Here is a 16,315-nt window from a genome sequence, read left to right on the forward strand (position 1 = left end):
GGTACCGACCGGTCACGAAATGATTACAGTACCCGGTGGCAGGTCAGGAGAACAATGCCCCATCCGTAGGAGGCTCCAGTCCCAGATGGGTGTAGGCCGCCGCGGTAGCCGCCCTTCCCCGCGGAGTGCGTACAACCAGGCCCTCGCGTACAAGGTACGGCTCAGCCACAGTCTCCACGGTCTCGGGCTCCTCCCCCACGCTGACCGCCAGCGTCGTCAGTCCCACCGGCCCGCCCCCGAAACGGGTGCACAGGGCCTCGAGCACCTGACGGTCCAGGCGGTCCAGCCCCAGAGCGTCGACCTCGAAGACGTCCAGGGCGCCACGAGCCGCCATCAGGTCGAGATGGCCGGGCCTCCCGTGGACCTCCGCCCAGTCCTGGACCCGGCGCAGCAGCCGGTTGGCGATGCGGGGCGTGCCGCGCGAGCGCGAGGCCAGTTCCTTGGCGGCGTCCTTATCCAGGTCCACCCCCAGCAGGCCCGCGCTGCGCGTGAGGATCCGAGTGAGTTCGCCCGGCCCGTAGTAGTCCAGGTGCCCGGTGAAACCGAAGCGGTCCCGCAGCGGGGCTGGCAGAAGCCCCGCCCTCGTGGTGGCGCCGACGACGGTGAAGGGCGGCAGTGACAGAGGGATGGAGGTGGCCCCCGGGCCCTTGCCCACGACGATATCGACGCGGAAGTCCTCCATCGCCAGGTAGAGCATCTCCTCGGCGGTACGGGCCAGACGGTGGATCTCGTCGATGAACAGCACGTCCCCCTCCTCAAGGGAGGACAGGATGGCGGCGAGGTCTCCAGCGTGCTGGATCGCAGGTCCTGAGGTCAGACGCAGGGAGCCGTCCACCTCGGCGGCGATGATCATGGCCAGGGTGGTCTTGCCCAGCCCGGGAGGGCCGGACAGCAGGACGTGGTCGGCCGTCACCCCGCGGGCCAGGGCCGAGCGGAGAACCACCGAGAGCTGGCCCCGCACCACCTCCTGGCCGGTGAAGTCCTCCAGACGCTTGGGTCGCAGGGCCGCCTCGGCGGCCCGCTCGGTGGCATCGGCGCCGCCGCCCACGAGCCGGTCTTGGTGGTCCTCGTCCATCTCAGCCACGGTTCCCGCCTCCCAGCCACCTGAGAGAGGCCCTCAGCAGGACGGCCATGTCGGGGTCCTTGCCGGCCTCGGCATAGTCCGACTCGACGGCGGTCACGGCCTGGCGGGCGCTGGCCTCGTTCCAGCCGAGCTGGACCAGGGCAGCGACGACGTCAGCACTGGGCTGCGCACCATCGGTCACCGTCTCATGCCCCTCGCCCTCGGCGATCCCAGAGCCTGCCTGCGGAGCGTTGAGGTCGTCACCGGTGACGGGGCCGAGCTTGTCGGCCACGTCCAGGATGACGCGCTGGGCCCCCTTGGGGCCGAGGCCTGGAACCCGGGTGAGGGCTGCGACGTCCTGGGAGGCGATGGCGCGCCGGAGCGTGTTGGGGGTGTGGACCGCGAGCATGGCCAGCGCCAGCTTGGCCCCGACTCCCTTGGCACTCATGAGCGTGCGGAAGCTGTCCCGCTCGTCGGCGTCGGCGAATCCGAACAGCGTCAGCGAGTCCTCACGGACGACCAGCTCGGTGTGAACGAGGGCCTCCTCACCCACCCTGAGACCGGACAGTGTGGTGGGCGTGGCCTGGATGCTCATACCGACGCCGCCGGTCTCGATGACGGCACCGGTCAGACCGACGCTGAGGACAGTGCCGCGCAGGGACGCGATCATGGGCAGCTTCTCCTGAACATTCTCAGTGAGCCGAACGGACTCAGGCAGGCTCAAACAGACATTGATGAACTCGAACAACTGTTCGGATCCTAGCAGCCCGCGGAAGACAGTGCCGTCAGCGCCGCACTCGGCGCGGGTCGACGGCGCCGGTGCGGCGGGCGGCGGCCTGAGCGGCGGCCCACTGGCGCTGGGCGGGGGTGCGGGCGGAGACGCGCACCGATCCTCCGGCCGAGACCATCTCGGTGGCGTCGTCCGTCCCGGTCCCGCCACCGCGCCAGCCGTGGCAGATCGCCTGGGCCAGGGCGTCGGCGGCGTCGGCGGGCCGGGGCGGGGCGCTCAGACCGAGGATGCGGGTCACCATGGCCTGGACCTGGGACTTGTCCGCCGTTCCCGATCCGGTGACGGCTGCTTTGGCCTCGCTGGGGGTGTGCTGAGCGACCTCCAGGCCCGCACGCGCCGCGGTGGCCATGGCGGTGCCCATCACCTGGGCGACCCCGATGACGGAGCGCAGGTTGTCCTGGGCGAAGACCCGCTCGATGGAGACCACCGAGGGGCCCAGGCGGGCGATCCAGTCCTCGATGGCCTCGGTGATGGTCAGCAGCCGCAGCTCGGGGCTCTGCGAGGGCGGGGTGCGCACGACGTCGACCTCCACCAGGCGGACCTGGCGGCGGGGATCGACGTCGACACACCCCAGGCCGCAGCGGGTCAGCCCGGGGTCGATCCCGAGGACCCGCTGCTGGGCAACGACTGCGCCGGCCGAGCGCGGCCGGGGACCGGCGACGCCCAGGGACTCAGTCCTCGTCGGTGGCGAACTCGGCGGCCACCTCGGGGCTGAGGTCCACGGAGGTGTAGACGTTCTGGACGTCGTCGGAGTCCTCCAGGGCGTCGATGAGCCGGAAGACCTTGCGCGCACCGTCGACGTCGACCTCGACCTTGGTGCCGGCGACGAACTGGACCTCGGCGGAGTCGTAGTCCATCCCGGCTTCCGTCAGTGCGGTGCGCACCGCGACGATGTCACCGGGCTCGGAGTAGATCTCGAAGGACTCCCCCATGTCCTCGACCTCCTCGGCGCCGGCGTCCAGGACGGCCATGAGGATGGAGTCCTCGTCCACGCCGTCGGCCTTGGCGACCTCGACGACTCCCTTGCGGGTGAAGTTGTAGGCCACCGAGCCGGGGTCGGCCAGGTTGCCGCCGTTACGGGAGAAGGCCACGCGCACGTCGGAGGCGGCCCGGTTGCGGTTGTCGGTGAGGCACTCGACGAGGAAGGCGACGCCGCCGGGGCCGTAGCCCTCGTACATGATGGTCTGCCAGTCGGCACCGCCGGCCTCCTCACCGCTGCCGCGCTTGACGGCACGGGTGATGTTGTCGGCCGGCACGGAGTTCTTCTTGGCCTTCTGGATGGCGTCGAACAGGGTGGGGTTGCCGGTCGGGTCACCGCCGCCGGTACGGGCGGCGACCTCGATGTTCTTGATGAGGCGCGCGAAGAGCTTGCCGCGCTTGGCGTCGATGGCGGCCTTCTTGTGCTTGGTGGTGGCCCACTTGGAGTGACCCGACATATGTGCTCCTTGGGAGTCGATGATGAGGGCGCAGCCGGACGGGACTCAGGTCCGGCGCGTCACCATGGAGACGAAGACGTCGTGGACCCGGTGGTCGCCTCCGACCTCCGGGTGGAAGGAGGTGGCGAGCAGGGGCCCCTGACGAACCGCGACGATCCTACCGCCGTCGGCCCCGCCGACCCCAGCCGCTCGTCCTGCGCGGGTCGTGGCGAGGACCTCGACGCCCTGCCCCACCTCCTCCACCCAGGGGGCGCGGATGAAGACGGCGTGCAGCGGCCGGTCCGGCCCGGCACCCAGCGCAGGGGCGATGAGGTCCTCCTCGTAGGAGTCCACCTGGCGGCCGAAGGCGTTGCGGCGCACGGTCATGTCGATGCCGGCCACGAAGACCTGTCCCTCCTCGGCCCCCTCGACGCGATCGGCCAGCATGATCATCCCGGCGCACGACCCGTAGGCGGGCAGGCCCGCACCAATCAGCTCGCGCAGGGGCTCGAGCATGCCGAAGGAGGTCAGCAGCGTGCTCATCGTCGTCGACTCCCCGCCGGGGATCACCAGTCCGTCGAGCCGGTCGCCGGGGGCCTGGCCCAGGTCGGTGGCGCGGCGCACGACGACGGGACGCGCGCCCGCCGCCTCGAGGGCCAGGGAGTGCTCGCGTACGTCGCCCTGCAAGGCCAGGACACCGATCGTGGGGCGGGAGTCGGTCGGCACGGGTGCGGGGAAGAGCGCCCGAGGATGGCGCGAGTCCATCGTGTGGGCTCGCCGGTAGGGGTGGTTCGGATGCGTCATCTGGGTCCTTGGCGATCGGTGCGGGAGGTTGGAGGGCGACGGGCCGTGAGCTCGGCCAGGAGCTCGGCATCCACCGGATCGGTGAGGTCGAGAGGCTCACCGCTCCAGCCCGCAGCGAGCTCACGCACGATCGAGGGCAGGCGTACCGGATAGATCTCCTGGCCCCGTTCCTGTGCGGCCTGCAGGTCCTCGGAGCTCCACCAGGAGATGGAGTCGACGACGTCGCGCTCGAGGTCGGTCCAGCCATCGCCCCCGACGGTGCGTGCGGAGGGCAGGCGCAGGAGGAAGAAGACCTCGTCCTGTCGGCAGGTGACGGTGGCAAAACGGAAGATTGCCTCCCGGTGGGCGATGGGCCCCTCGAGCTCGGTGGGTGCGACGTCGATCCCGGACTCCTCGCCCAGCTCACGCACGGCTCCGGCTCGCGGGTTCTCGCCGGGGTGGAGCCCTCCTCCGGGGGTGAAGACCCAGGTGTGTTCCGGATCGGTGGCGTCGTGCCCCGCCAGGAGCAGTACGTCTGCGTCCCGGGTGACGACCAGAACCCGTGCGGCCGTCCTGAAGGGCAGGCCGTCATCGCCCAGGCTCCACTCGGAGGCGTCGAGGTACTGGTCCCAGTCCTCGGGGACCAGTAGCGGGTGACGGCCTCCGGGGTGTCCGGAAGCTCGTCCCCCGTTGACCGGAGATCCTGTCACCAGCCGCGTTCCGCGAGCCGGTGCGGCTCGGGGATCTCGTCCACGTTGATGCCGACCATGGCCTCTCCCAGGCCGCGCGAGACCTCGGCGATGACGCCGGGGTCGTCGAACTGGGCGGTGGCGCGCACGATAGCGGCCGCACGCTTGGCGGGGTCGCCCGACTTGAAGATGCCCGAGCCGACGAAGACGCCCTCGGCGCCCATCTGCATCATCATGGCGGCGTCGGCCGGGGTGGCGATGCCGCCGGCGGTGAACAGGACAACGGGCAGGTGACCGGTGCGGGCGATCTCCGCGACGAGCTCGTAGGGGGCGCCGAGCTCCTTGGCGGCCACGTAGAGCTCGTCCTCGGGCAGCGAGGTCAGACGGCGGATCTCGTCGCGGATCGTGCGCATGTGGGTGACCGCGTTGGAGACGTCCCCGGTGCCGGCCTCTCCCTTGGAACGGATCATGGCGGCGCCCTCGGTGATACGGCGCAGCGCCTCGCCCAGGTTGGTGGCCCCGCAGACGAAGGGGACGGTGAAGGACTGCTTGTCGATGTGGTGGGCGTAATCGGCCGGGGTGAGGACCTCGGACTCGTCGATGTAGTCCACGCCGAGGCTCTGGAGCACCTGGGCCTCCACGAAGTGACCGATGCGGGCCTTGGCCATGACCGGGATGGAGACCGCCTCGATGATGCCGGTGATGAGGTCGGGATCGCTCATGCGAGCCACACCGCCCTGAGCGCGGATGTCGGCCGGGACGCGTTCGAGGGCCATGACGGCGACGGCGCCCGCGTCCTGGGCGATCCGGGCCTGCTCGGGCGTGACGACGTCCATGATGACGCCGCCCTTGAGCATGTCTGCCATGCCGCGCTTGACGGTGAGGGTGCCGGTGCTGGGTGTACTCTGCTCTGTGCTCAATCCTGGTCCTCGGGCCGTGGGCCGTCGCGTCCGCGCCGGGACAGGATCGACGGCTCCGTGAAAAGATGCTGACGGAGTGCATGCTACTCCCCGGTTCGGAATCGGCTCGACGCGCTCACCCTGTGAGCACTGTGCCTGGCCTGCTCCTACGCGGCTCCGATGAAGGTGCGACGCGCCGAGGTGATACGGTCGAGCAGCTCGGTCTCCTTGGCGGAGAAATCGGCTTGGGCATGACCGTCCACAGCCTGCTGGCGCAACTGGGCGAGCTCGGCTGCCCCCTTCTGGAAAGTCCTCATGGCGCACACCGCCTGCGGCCCCCGGGTGGCGGCCCATCGCTTGCCCGCCTTGCGTCCCCCACCGGTGGTGAGCATCTGGACCTCGGCCGGAGCGAACCAACCGGCCCGGGCGTAGTCATCCAGGCGGCTGCGCATGGTCATGCGTTCGGCCCAGCGCAGCCACGCCACAATCCCCATGCAGACGAAGAAGACCGGAAGATCCACCAGGAAAAACATGTCCAGTGAACTCCCAGCGGCCGCAATGACCCCGTTCCAGATGGCGTGGAGGACGATGGCGCAGACCAGGCCGATGGGGGTCATCCAGACCCAGGCCGCCGGCGAACGGCGTCTTGAGGACATACCGATGGCCAGGCCCGTGCAGGCGGTGAAGGTGACGTGCGCGAAGGGGGAGAACACGCCTCTGGCGATGAAGACATCGGTGATGGAGCCCCAGTACCGGACGAAGTAGCTGATGTTCTCGGCGAAGGCGAAGCCCGCGGCAGCGACGGCGGCGTAGACGAGTCCGTCGACGGCCCCGTTGAAGGTGCGTCTCCAGATGAGGAAGATGATAAGGACTCCGAACCCCTTGGTCGTCTCCTCGATGATTGGGGCCGAGACCACCGCGGAGATTTGAAAGGCCCCTTCCAGGCTGAGCGTTGAATCTGCGGCGGCGTAGAGCACGGTGCTATTGACAAGCATGGAGATGGCGGTGGCCACGCCTGCTCCCCACAGGAAGGCCACGACGAGCGTGGGCAGCGGCTCGGGCTCCCAGCGGTCGATCCAGAAGATGACGGTGAGCACGAGCCCTAGGGGGATCAGTGCCAGGGCGATCGCTGTGAACAGCACGGAGGAGTCGGATGCCGACTGGGAGGCGATCCAGATGACGACGATCATGAGAACAGCGCCGAAGAGAGCCAGGACCAGGCGTACGACGAGGTCCACAATCCCCCGCTCGGAGTGGGGGCCGGGGTGGGTCCAGGACGGAGCCGACTGCTGACCATCCTGCCCCGCCGGGGCGAAGGGGGCGGTCTCCCGGTGGACCTGGTAGCGCTGTCCTGTGCCGGGAAGCGGGCTGGGATCCGAGGATGTCTGGGGCAGCCCGCTGGCACGCTGGTAGCCGGGGCGGGGCGCCCAGGGGCTGGGACTCATACTCATTGGTTCACCTCTGCTGCGCCTGGTCGTACGGGGCCGGCTGCACCTCTGGGGTGGTGTCGTCGTCGGCGTCGAAGGTCTGGGGCATGGGTGCGCGGCCGGCCAGGTGGAACACCCGAACGAGCAGCTGTCCTCTCAGAGCCTGAGCCTCGCTGACGTGCGTGTTGTGGAACCTGCGCGCCAAGACCAGACGGGAGCAGGCCCGGTCCAGGCGGCTGAGCGCGGGCACGCTCAAGGGGTCCTCGGTGAGATCTCGGCGGGCGGGCTCGGAGATCACCGTGCGCAGGACCCGGCTGAGGTCTGACTCGATGAGGGCTCGGCTGCGGGTGGGGAGCACGCTGCCCTCACTGGCAACGCCGTCGGAGGGACCGTGCTCAACGTCGAGCCTCGGAGAGGTGTCCAGGCCGTCGTCGACGATGGGCCCCTCGGCATCCAGCGCCTCACGGGCGGCCTGGCTGAGCAGCAGGCTGGAGGCCGGGTCCAGGGCCCGGGTCGTGGCCAGGTCCGCTGCGGCCTCGGCCCGGTGGACGAGCTGGGCCTCCAGGGTGGCTCGCGAGCCCAGGACCTGCCGGTGCAGTCGGTCTACCCGTACCGCCCTGGCGTACAGAGCCCATCCGATGGCCACGGCCAACCCGACAAGCAGCACGACGACGCTCCACACCGGCACATCAGTCGCCGAGGTCACCGAGGAGGCCGCGGATGAATCCGCTGCGGAGACTGCGATTGCACCCGCAGAGAGGCCGGTTGCTTGTGTCATGGCTGTCATTGTCGGTCCTTCATCCCTCCTGGGGAGCCTTGGTGCTCGTGCTCACTGATCAGCTGGATGTCAGGCTAGTCGTCCAGGGCGTCACGAAGGCGGCCCAGCATCGTGCGTGAGCCGTGTGCCGGTGCCACCCGGGTGTGGGCGGTGGACAGGGCCATGTCGTAGACATCGAGGACCTCGTCGGTGACCGCCGACCAGTCGTATCGCCCGACGACCTGGGAGGCGGCCTCCTGGCGGGCCTGAGCGGCTGGGACGTCCTGCAGGGTGTTGATGATGGCCCGGGCCAGGTCACCCCCGTCCTCGTTGCGGAACAGGGCCCCGTAGCGGCCTTCGGCGAGCACGTCGGAGAAGGCCTTGAGGTCGGAGGCGATGACCCGGGTGCCCGCGGCCATGGCCTCCACCAGGACGATACCGAAGGATTCCCCACCGGTCTGCGGGGCGACGTAGCAGGTGGCCGAGGCCAGCATGGCGGCCTTGTCCTCGTCACTGACTCCCCCCAGGAAGACCACCGAGTCGCCGAAGCGGGCGAGCTCGTCACGGATCTCTTGCGCCTGCCCGCGGCCGGCGATGAGGAAGCGGGCGCCGGGAACAGACTCCAGCACCGTGGGAATGGCGTCCGCCAGGATCCGCAGCCCCTTGCGGGGCTCGTCGAGGCGTCCCAGGAAGGAGATGGTGGGGGCGTCATCACTCCCCAGGAAGCGGGGGTCGTCCTTGGGCGCGGAGGCGAAGGGAGCGACGTTGACCCCGTTGGGGATGACGACGGCGTCACCGCCGTGGTACTGAATGAGGGTGCGACGGGCCTCCTCCGAGACGGCGATGCGCGCGGAGAGCTTCTCCATGAGGGGAACGGTTGCCGGGCTCAACAGCTCACGGGCGAGCGAACGGTCCATGGCGGCGTGGAAGGTGCCCACGACCGGACCGGTGGCAGCCTGGAGGGTCAGCATTCCGACGCTGGGGGTGATGGGCTCGTGGATGTGCAGGATGTCGAAGTCCCCGGACTCCAGCCAGCGCCGTGCCCGCCTGGCGACGAGCGCACCGAAGTTGAGCCTGGCCACCGAGCCGTTGTAGGGGATGGCGATGGAGTCCCCAGCGCTGGTGACCCAGTCCGGCAGGTCGGTGTCCTGGGAGGCCGGTGCCAGGACCTGGACCTCGTGCCCGCGCCGGAAGAGCTCACCCGCCAGGTCCATGACGTGGACCTGGACGCCTCCGTGAGCGTCGAAGGAGTACGGGCAGACGATGCCGATCCTCATCAGATCTCCTCGTGCTTGCGGGCGTCCTGCTGCTCGCGGGCGTGACTGCGGGCGAGGCGCTCCTGGTCCAGGTCGGCGTCGAAGACGGGCTGCAGCATGTGCCAGTCCTGGGCATGGTTGGCGATCAACGGTTCCAGCGCGGCGACCCAGGCACGGGTGTGCGCCACCACCTGTTCCCGCCCCTCGAGATCCTGCGGCGCCGGAACCCTGCGGGCGGTCAGCACGAGTCCCCATGGCGAGCCCGCCCGACGACGTCGTTCACCTGCCAAGGGCTCGTAGTGGATCGACACGGCGTACAGGGGGCAGCCCAGGCGCTGGGCGATCGCCGCGGGCCCGGCCGCCACCCGAGCGGTGGCACCGCCCAGCCGGGCGGTGATGCCGGCCGAGGACAGGTCCCGGTCGGCCAAGAGGGCGACGACGTAGTGCCCTCGGCTCGCCGTCTGCAGAAGACGGTCGAAGACCTTCTCCCCGTGGGCCTGGCCGATGATCCGCATACCCAGGCTCTCGCGGAAGGAGACGAACTGGTTGAAGAGGTCGTCGGGCTTGAGCCGCTCCGCCACGGTCAGGACGGTGGCGAGCTCGCGGCAGGCCCAGGCACCCAGGAGGTCCCAGTTGCCCATGTGCGGCAGTGCCATGACAACGCTGCCGGTGCGCACGTCCTCGTGCAGCTGGGGGTCGAGGTCCGCGCGCACGCGCGCGAGGATTTCATCCTGCGTGACTCCGGGGAGAGCGAAGGCCTCGTAGAAGTAGCGCATGTAGGAGCGCATCCCCGCGCGTGACACCCGGTGAAGCTCACGCGGCGGCGTGCCCGGAGGAAGGATGCGGGACAGGTTGCGCTCGAGCTGTCCCACGCCGGTGGTCGTGCGCCGTAGGCGGTGGGAGACCCAGAGAACATCGGCAACGGTGTGCGCCAGGCCGTAGCCCAGGACGGCGGGCAGACGGCGTGTGACGCCCCAGGCCAGACGGTAGGCGTCGGAGACCGTGGGCAGGCGAATCCTCATGCGGGCCCTCCCATCCGCTGGGTCTGCCGATAGACGGTCCACACGCGCTGGACCACGGTGATGAAGGAGGCGATCGCCACGTAGACGAGTGCGATGGTGAGCACCCACGGGGGCGCTCCCAGTCCCACGATGAAGGTGGCTCCGAGCGCCACGAGGAGCCGGTCGGTGCGTTCTGCGATCCCCACCTTGGCGGTGGCGCCGATGGACTCCGCCCGGGCTCGGGCGTAGGGAACGGTGGCGCCCAGGATGATGGCGGCCAGGGCGGCAGCAACCGTGACGGTGCGAAGCGGTCCGGGCGGCATGGTCAGTGCGGCCCAGGCCGCCAGGGACCCCAGGACGGCACCGTCGGCCAGGCGGTCCATCGTGGAGTCGAGGAAGGCGCCGAAGACCGAGCTCCTGCCGGTGGCGCGGGCCAGGATGCCGTCGAAGGAGTCGGCCACCAGTACCACCAGCAGGACGAGGGGTCCGGCCACGAAGTGTCCTCGGGGCAGCAGGGTGACCGCCGCCGTCACCGACAGGACCGTCCCGGCGACGGTGAGCATGTTGGGGGTCACCCCGAGCCGCCCGAGCGCAAGGGCGGGGCGGGTGAACAGGGCCTTGGTCAGACCGCGGCCGTGGTTGCCGAGCATAGGGTCCTTAGGTCTCGGGTGAAGGAGGTGGAGGAATCAGTGAGACGGGCTGAGATACGGCTGGGACAAGCAGGGGGCGCGATCAGCATGACAACGATCGTCGGAGAGGACCAGGGATATCAGTCCCCAGGCTCCTGACGACGGGTCGCCCAGGCGGAGGCGAGCATGTCCCGCTGCTCGCCGAGCAGCTGGGGCACGGGCTTGGTCCGCCCGATGATGGGCATGAAGTTCGCGTCCCCCTTCCAGCGCGGCACGATGTGCTGGTGGAGGTGGGCGGCGATCCCCGCGCCGGCGACCTCGCCCTGGTTCATCCCCAGGTTGAAACCGTGGGGGTGACTCACCGAGCGTACGACGCTCATGGCCGTGGCGGTCAGCTCGCCGATCTCCACCCGCTCGGCCTCGGTGGCCTCGGTCCAGTCGGAGAAGTGCCGGTAGGGGCACACGAGCAGGTGGCCGGTGTTGTAGGGGTAGAGGTTCATGATGACGTAGCTGGTCTCGCCCCGGTGGACGATGAGCGCCTCCTCATCGCCACGGCCCGGTCCTGTGCAGAAGGGACATTGGGCGGGAGTGTCATCCGAGGGCTTGTTCTGCCCTCCGATGTAGACCATGCGGTGCGGGGTCCACAGGCGCTGGAAGGCCTGCGGGGCGCCCTCGTGGTAGAAGGGGGACTCCGCATGGAGATCGTTCCCGGCGGGCAGGCCGTCACCCACCGCGTCAGTCGGCCGATGAATCGGTTCGTCTGTCACTTCATCAGTCACTGTGCAGCTTCTCCCCCGCCGGGTCGTTGATACGGGCATCGATGACGCTGGCGATATGGTCCACGGCCTCCTTGACGGGGACGCCGTTGGTCTGCTCACCGTCGCGGAACCGGAAGGAGACGGCGCCGGCCTCGGCGTCCTCCCCGCCGGCGATGAGGGTGAAGGGGATCTTGTCCTTGGAGGCGTTGCGGATCTTCTTGCCGAAACGGTCGTCGGAGTGGTCCACCTCGACGCGCACCCCTCGGGCGCGCAGCCGAGCGGCGACGTCGTCGACGTAGGCGTCGAAGGCCTCGGCGACGGGGACGAGGCGGACCTGCACCGGGGAGAGCCAGGCGGGGAAGGCACCGGCGTAGTGCTCGGTGAGCACCCCGATGAAGCGCTCCACGCTGCCCAGCTTGGCCGAGTGGATCATGATGGGGCGCTGGTGGGTGCCGTCGGCGGCCGTGTACTCCAGGTCAAAGCGCTCGGGCTGGTTGAAGTCGTACTGGATGGTGGACATCTGCCAGGTCCGGCCGATGGCGTCCTTGACCTGCACCGAGACCTTGGGACCGTAGAAGGCCGCGCCGCCCGGGTCGGGGACGACCTCGAGCCCGGAGGCGTCGCAGGCGTCCTGAAGGGCCTGCGTGGCGGCGGCCCAGTCGGCCTCGGAGCCGATGAACTTGTCTTTCTTGGCACCGTCCTCGTCGCGGGTGGACAGCTCGAGGTAGAAGTCGGTCAGTCCGAAGGCCTTGAGGATGGACAGGAAGAAGTCGATCTGGGCGCGGATCTCCTCTCCTGCCTGCTCGGGCGTGCAGTAGGTGTGCGAGTCGTCCTGGGTGAAGCCGCGCATACGGGTCAGTCCGTGGACGACGCCGGACTTCTCGTAGCGGTAGTCGTGGCCCATCTCGAAGAAGCGCAGCGGCAGCTCACGGTAGGAGCGGCCCCGCGAGCGGAAGATGAGGTTGTGCATCGGGCAGTTCATGGCCTTGAGGTAGTACTCCTGACCGGCCTTGGTGATATTGCCCTCGGCGTCACGCTCCTCATCGGCCAGCATCGGCGGGAACATGGTGTCGGCGTAGTAGGGCAGGTGGCCCGAGGTGTGGAACAGCCCGCCCTTGGAGATCTCGGGGGTGTGGACGAAGTCGAAGCCGTAGTCCAGGTGGCGGTCGACGACGTACTGCTCGATCTGGTGGCGCAGCATGGCGCCCTTGGGATGGAAGACCACGAGGCCGGGGCCGATCTCCTCGGGGAAGGAGTACAGGTCGAGCTCGGCGCCGAGCTTGCGGTGGTCGCGCTTGGCGGCCTCGGCCAGACGGGTCTGGTAGGCCTTGAGGTCGTCCTTGCTGGCCCAGGCGGTACCGTAGATGCGCTGGAGGGAGTCGCCGGACTGGTCGCCCTTCCAGTACGCCGATGAGGACTTGGTCAGCGCGAAGCCCTGCCCGATGAGACGGGTCGAGGGCAGGTGGGGGCCGCGGCACAGGTCGGTCCAGGCGACGCTCCCGTCGCGCCGAACGTTGTCGTACATGGTGAGCCCGCCGGCGCCGACCTCGACCGAGGCGCCCTCGGCGCCCGCACCCTTGGTGGTGATGAGCTCGAGCTTGTAGGGCTGGTCGGCCAGCTCCTCGCGCCCCTCGGCCTCGGTGATGTCGCGGCGCAGGAAGCGCTGCCCCTCCTTGACGATCCGCTTCATGCGCTTCTCGATCTCGCGCAGCATCTCGGGGGTGACGGCGTCGATGGCGCCGAAGTCGTAGTAGAAGCCGTCGGTGATGAAGGGGCCGATGCCAAGGTTGACGTCCGGGAACATCTCCTGGACGGCCTGCGCCATGACGTGGGTGGCGCTGTGGCGCAGGATGTTCAGGCCGTCCTCGCTGGACAGGGTGATGGGCTCGACGACGGCGCCGTCTGGGACCTGGCGGTCCAGGTCCCAGGGCTCACCGTTGACGCGCATCGCGACGACGCCGTCGTGCTTGACGGCGTCCTGCAGGAGGAGCGTTCCCGTGGTGCCCGCCTCAATGGTACGTGGTGCGCCGTCGAGGGTGATGTCGATCGTGGGCTGGGTTGACACGGGCTCGTCTCCTCTTGCATTGGTGTGGGGCGCTGTACTGGTGCACCCCCGCGTTCGGCCGCGAGTCTACGTCCTGACCGCGCGGACTCAGTGCTCCCGTGAGCCACGCCGCGCGCGCAGTGCGTCACGCAGGCGCTTGGCGGTGGACATCCCGGAGTAGATGACCCGGGAGACCGGGACGTCCCAGGCGCCGTCGACCTCGGTGACGTGCTGGGCGTAACGCTTCTTGTACTGGCCCACTGTGTAGAGCGAGGGGACACGCGTGGAGCCGGCCCCCATGAGGTCCAGTCCGCGGTAGCCCTCCTGAGCCAGGGTGCAGGCGGCCCACCAGTCGAGGGCCTCGGCCCCGCGGAAGGTGCGCGACTCGTTGGATGAGGCGCCGTAGTAGGCCACGGAGTCCTTGCCCGAGGTGAGAATGAGGTCCCAGGCGTGGGGGACGCCGTCCTTGCGCAGAACGAACAGGCGAGCGTTCTTCTCCCCCAGCGCTGTCAGCATGGTCCAGTAGACCTCGGCGTCATGGGGCTTAAAGCCGTCGCGCTCGGCGGTCTCACGCAGGACCTCGTAGACCTTGTCGAACTCCTCGCGGCTCAGGCCGGTCTCGTCGCTGATGGTGCAGCCGGCCTCGCGGGCCACGCGCTCGGCGCGCTTGACCGCGCGGCGGCCGTCCTTGGGCATGACGGCGGCCATCTTCTCAGGCGTCTTGGGTGCCAGATCGATGACGTAGGTGCGGTCATAGGTGATGGTGGAGAGCAGCTCTCGCAGATCGGTGTCGCCGTAGCGGGCGTGCAGGCGGATGAAGCGCACGGAGCGGTCACGCTCCTTGGCCACCGAGCGCAGCAGGCGGCGCAGGTGGGCCTCCCGCTCGGGCGACTGCTCCTTGAGCCAGACCGGGCCGTGCTTGGCCCACAGGAAGGTCTGACCGCCGATCTCGTAGCGGTACAGGGCGATGGCGGCCACGGGCTTGCCGCCGTCCTCGTAGAGGTAGCGACCCCACAGCGGACGCCCCATGGCCTCCTCGAAGCGCTCCCAGGCCTCGGTCTGCTCGACCGGGAAGGGGCTGTTGCCCACAGCCAGGCGCATCTCGCGCCCGTCGACCCGACGCAGGGTCTCGGAGCGGTCGGAGGTGGAGTGCACCGGCTCGGGGTGAGTGGGCCGGGATGCCTTGGGCTTCTCAACCTTCGCAGCCTTCTCAGCCCTTTCGGCCTTCTTTGGCTGGTCAGAGGGCTTCTGCGCAGCATCCTCCGTGCCCGAGGTCTTCCCGGCGGGCTCCGCGTCGGGTGTCGCCGGCTCGGGAGCGGCCTGGCGATCCGCCTGCGGACTGTCGGTCGTGGTCTCGGTGGAGGTCTGAGGGGTCTCGGGGTTCGGTGCGGCGGTGTCGGGCGTGGTGCTGTCAGGCATGTTCTCGTTCTCGGGCATTCAGCGGGACCTGTCGACTCGTTGCGGATAGTTGCGGGCGAACTTGCGGTAGTGGTTGAGGCGCTGGAGCTCGATCGTCACGCGCCGGCGGAGTGAGCGCTCGGCCGGGTCGCGCAGGGGGTCGATCCCCTGCCCCAGGCTCTTGGCCTTGCGGCGCAGCGCCTCGTCGGACACGTAGCGTGCGATGACGCCGTCGGGAACCAGGGAGTAGAGGACCTGCCGGGTGACCTCGACGGGCTCGTCGCGCCGGTTCAGGACCAGGTCCTCGAGCATGACGGCCATGGGGTTGGCGCCGGCAGCGGTCAGGTAGAAGGAGTTGCGGCCGATGCGGGGGTTGACCTCGAAGAAGAGCTCTCGTCCGTCACGCGGGTCCACCTTGATGTCGAGGTTGGCGAATCCGCGGTAGCCGGCGTGGCGCAGCAGGCGGCCCGTCGCGTCCCACAGGTCGGGGAAGGCCTCGGTGATCATGGCGACCGGGTTGCCGATCATGGTGGGGGCGTGGTCCTGCAGAAGGACGCGCGCCGAGCCGATGAGGCGCAGCTCGCCGGTGGAGTCCATGTAGGCGGTCACCGAGCGCATGGCGGTGTCGTCGCCCGGGATGCACTCCTGGACCAGGAAGGTGGAGCGGTAGCCGGCCTGCTTGAGGCTCTGCCACATGCCGGCCAGCTCGGCCGCGTCGTCGATGAACCAGATCTTGCGCTTGCCGGGGAAGGAGATGCGGTCGTAGTCGGCGCCGATGGCGGCCTTGGCCACGAGCGGGAACTCCAGGCCCAGCTCGGCGGCGGAGGTCGGGGGCTCGCGGTCGGGATCGGCCAGGTCGACGACGACCTCACGGGGCGTGAGCACTCCCACCTCGGCGCACAGCCGGGAGAAGGATGCCTTGTCACTGACGGCGTTGAGCACGTCGATGTCCGGGAAGGGCAGCACGTAGGTCGGCTCGAGCTCGCCCCGGTGGGCGGAGATCATGGCGGCCGCGGCGTCGGTGTTGGCCATGAGCACGGCGCTGCGAGGTCCTCTGCCCTTGGCCAGGCCCTGCAGCAGCGCGATCGTCCGCTCCGGCGGCGCTCCGGCCTCCTGGTGGACGACGGAGATGTAGGCGGACCTGGAGATCGCCACGATGGGGTCCGAGGCCACGATCGTCACCGGAGTGCCGGTGACCTCGTGAAGCTGCCGCGCCAGGGCGTAGGCGCCGATGTCTCCTCCAAGGACCACGGGCAGCAGGTGCCTGAAGCGTTCCGTCATGTCCATCCGTTTCTTGCCGCAGGGACCAACTCCTCCCCAGATGGTAGAGCACGCCGGGACAGCCCGTTCCCGGCCTTCATGAGGACGTCGCGATCCGGACACGCAGCCGATCCCGACCGTTGCGG

Annotated in this window: 16 protein-coding genes; all 16 read right to left on the reverse strand. The window is 69.4% G+C overall.

What is annotated here, in order from left to right; all coding sequences use genetic code 11:
- Positions 1-43: 43 nt before the first annotated feature.
- Positions 44-1,075 (reverse strand): Holliday junction branch migration DNA helicase RuvB, encoded by a 1,032-nt coding sequence (gene ruvB / locus BQ8008_RS05115; RefSeq protein ID WP_108834687.1) that lies wholly within the window; start codon positions 1,073-1,075, stop codon positions 44-46.
- Position 1,076: 1 nt separating this feature from the next.
- Positions 1,077-1,733 (reverse strand): Holliday junction branch migration protein RuvA, encoded by a 657-nt coding sequence (gene ruvA / locus BQ8008_RS05120; RefSeq protein ID WP_108834689.1) that lies wholly within the window; start codon positions 1,731-1,733, stop codon positions 1,077-1,079.
- Positions 1,734-1,848: 115 nt separating this feature from the next.
- A complete protein-coding gene (locus tag BQ8008_RS05125) occupies positions 1,849-2,454 on the reverse strand; it encodes a crossover junction endodeoxyribonuclease RuvC (protein ID WP_108834691.1) in 606 nt (201 codons plus the stop codon).
- A gap of 70 nt (positions 2,455-2,524) precedes the next feature.
- Complete coding sequence (locus tag BQ8008_RS05130; protein WP_108833085.1) at positions 2,525-3,289, reverse strand: YebC/PmpR family DNA-binding transcriptional regulator; 765 nt, start codon at positions 3,287-3,289, stop codon at positions 2,525-2,527.
- 45 nt (positions 3,290-3,334) lie between these two features.
- A complete protein-coding gene (gene pdxT, locus BQ8008_RS05135; RefSeq protein WP_199908021.1) occupies positions 3,335-4,033 on the reverse strand; it encodes a pyridoxal 5'-phosphate synthase glutaminase subunit PdxT in 699 nt (232 codons plus the stop codon).
- Between the two features lie 35 nt (positions 4,034-4,068).
- On the reverse strand, positions 4,069-4,761 hold the full coding sequence (locus BQ8008_RS05140; RefSeq protein WP_108833087.1) for an NUDIX hydrolase: 693 nt from the start codon (positions 4,759-4,761) through the stop codon (positions 4,069-4,071).
- Positions 4,758-5,660 carry a pyridoxal 5'-phosphate synthase lyase subunit PdxS gene (gene pdxS, locus BQ8008_RS05145; protein ID WP_108833088.1) on the reverse strand — a complete coding sequence of 301 codons (903 nt, stop codon included), beginning with the start codon at positions 5,658-5,660 and terminating at the stop codon, positions 4,758-4,760. Before pdxS ends, BQ8008_RS05140 begins: the two co-directional genes overlap by 4 nt.
- Before the next feature lie 146 nt (positions 5,661-5,806).
- Positions 5,807-7,090, reverse strand: coding sequence for a PrsW family intramembrane metalloprotease (locus BQ8008_RS05150; protein WP_199907938.1), 1,284 nt, complete (start codon positions 7,088-7,090; stop codon positions 5,807-5,809).
- 4 nt (positions 7,091-7,094) lie between these two features.
- Positions 7,095-7,844 carry a hypothetical protein gene (locus BQ8008_RS05155; protein WP_442778218.1) on the reverse strand — a complete coding sequence of 250 codons (750 nt, stop codon included), beginning with the start codon at positions 7,842-7,844 and terminating at the stop codon, positions 7,095-7,097.
- A gap of 74 nt (positions 7,845-7,918) precedes the next feature.
- Positions 7,919-9,100 (reverse strand): glycosyltransferase family 4 protein, encoded by a 1,182-nt coding sequence (locus BQ8008_RS05160; RefSeq protein WP_108833090.1) that lies wholly within the window; start codon positions 9,098-9,100, stop codon positions 7,919-7,921.
- Complete coding sequence (locus BQ8008_RS05165) at positions 9,100-10,101, reverse strand: phosphatidylinositol mannoside acyltransferase (protein WP_108833091.1); 1,002 nt, start codon at positions 10,099-10,101, stop codon at positions 9,100-9,102. The genes BQ8008_RS05160 and BQ8008_RS05165 overlap by 1 nt, the downstream gene beginning before the upstream one ends.
- Positions 10,098-10,730, reverse strand: a complete 633-nt coding sequence (pgsA, locus tag BQ8008_RS05170; protein ID WP_108833092.1) for a phosphatidylinositol phosphate synthase — start codon at positions 10,728-10,730, stop codon at positions 10,098-10,100. Before pgsA ends, BQ8008_RS05165 begins: the two co-directional genes overlap by 4 nt.
- A gap of 119 nt (positions 10,731-10,849) precedes the next feature.
- The gene (locus tag BQ8008_RS05175; RefSeq protein WP_108833093.1) at positions 10,850-11,488 is read right to left on the reverse strand and encodes an HIT family protein; all 639 of its coding nucleotides are present in this window, start codon (positions 11,486-11,488) and stop codon (positions 10,850-10,852) included.
- Positions 11,481-13,532: a threonine--tRNA ligase gene (gene thrS, locus BQ8008_RS05180; protein WP_108833094.1), complete on the reverse strand. Its 2,052-nt coding sequence runs from the start codon at positions 13,530-13,532 to the stop codon at positions 11,481-11,483. Before thrS ends, BQ8008_RS05175 begins: the two co-directional genes overlap by 8 nt.
- Before the next feature lie 87 nt (positions 13,533-13,619).
- Complete coding sequence (locus tag BQ8008_RS05185; protein ID WP_442778219.1) at positions 13,620-14,930, reverse strand: peptidoglycan bridge formation glycyltransferase FemA/FemB family protein; 1,311 nt, start codon at positions 14,928-14,930, stop codon at positions 13,620-13,622.
- Between the two features lie 18 nt (positions 14,931-14,948).
- A complete protein-coding gene (locus BQ8008_RS05190) occupies positions 14,949-16,190 on the reverse strand; it encodes a carboxylate--amine ligase (protein WP_108833096.1) in 1,242 nt (413 codons plus the stop codon).
- Positions 16,191-16,315 lie beyond the last annotated feature (125 nt).

The organism is Actinomyces sp. Marseille-P3109 (genome assembly GCF_900323545.1).
GTDB lineage: Bacteria > Actinomycetota > Actinomycetes > Actinomycetales > Actinomycetaceae > Actinomyces.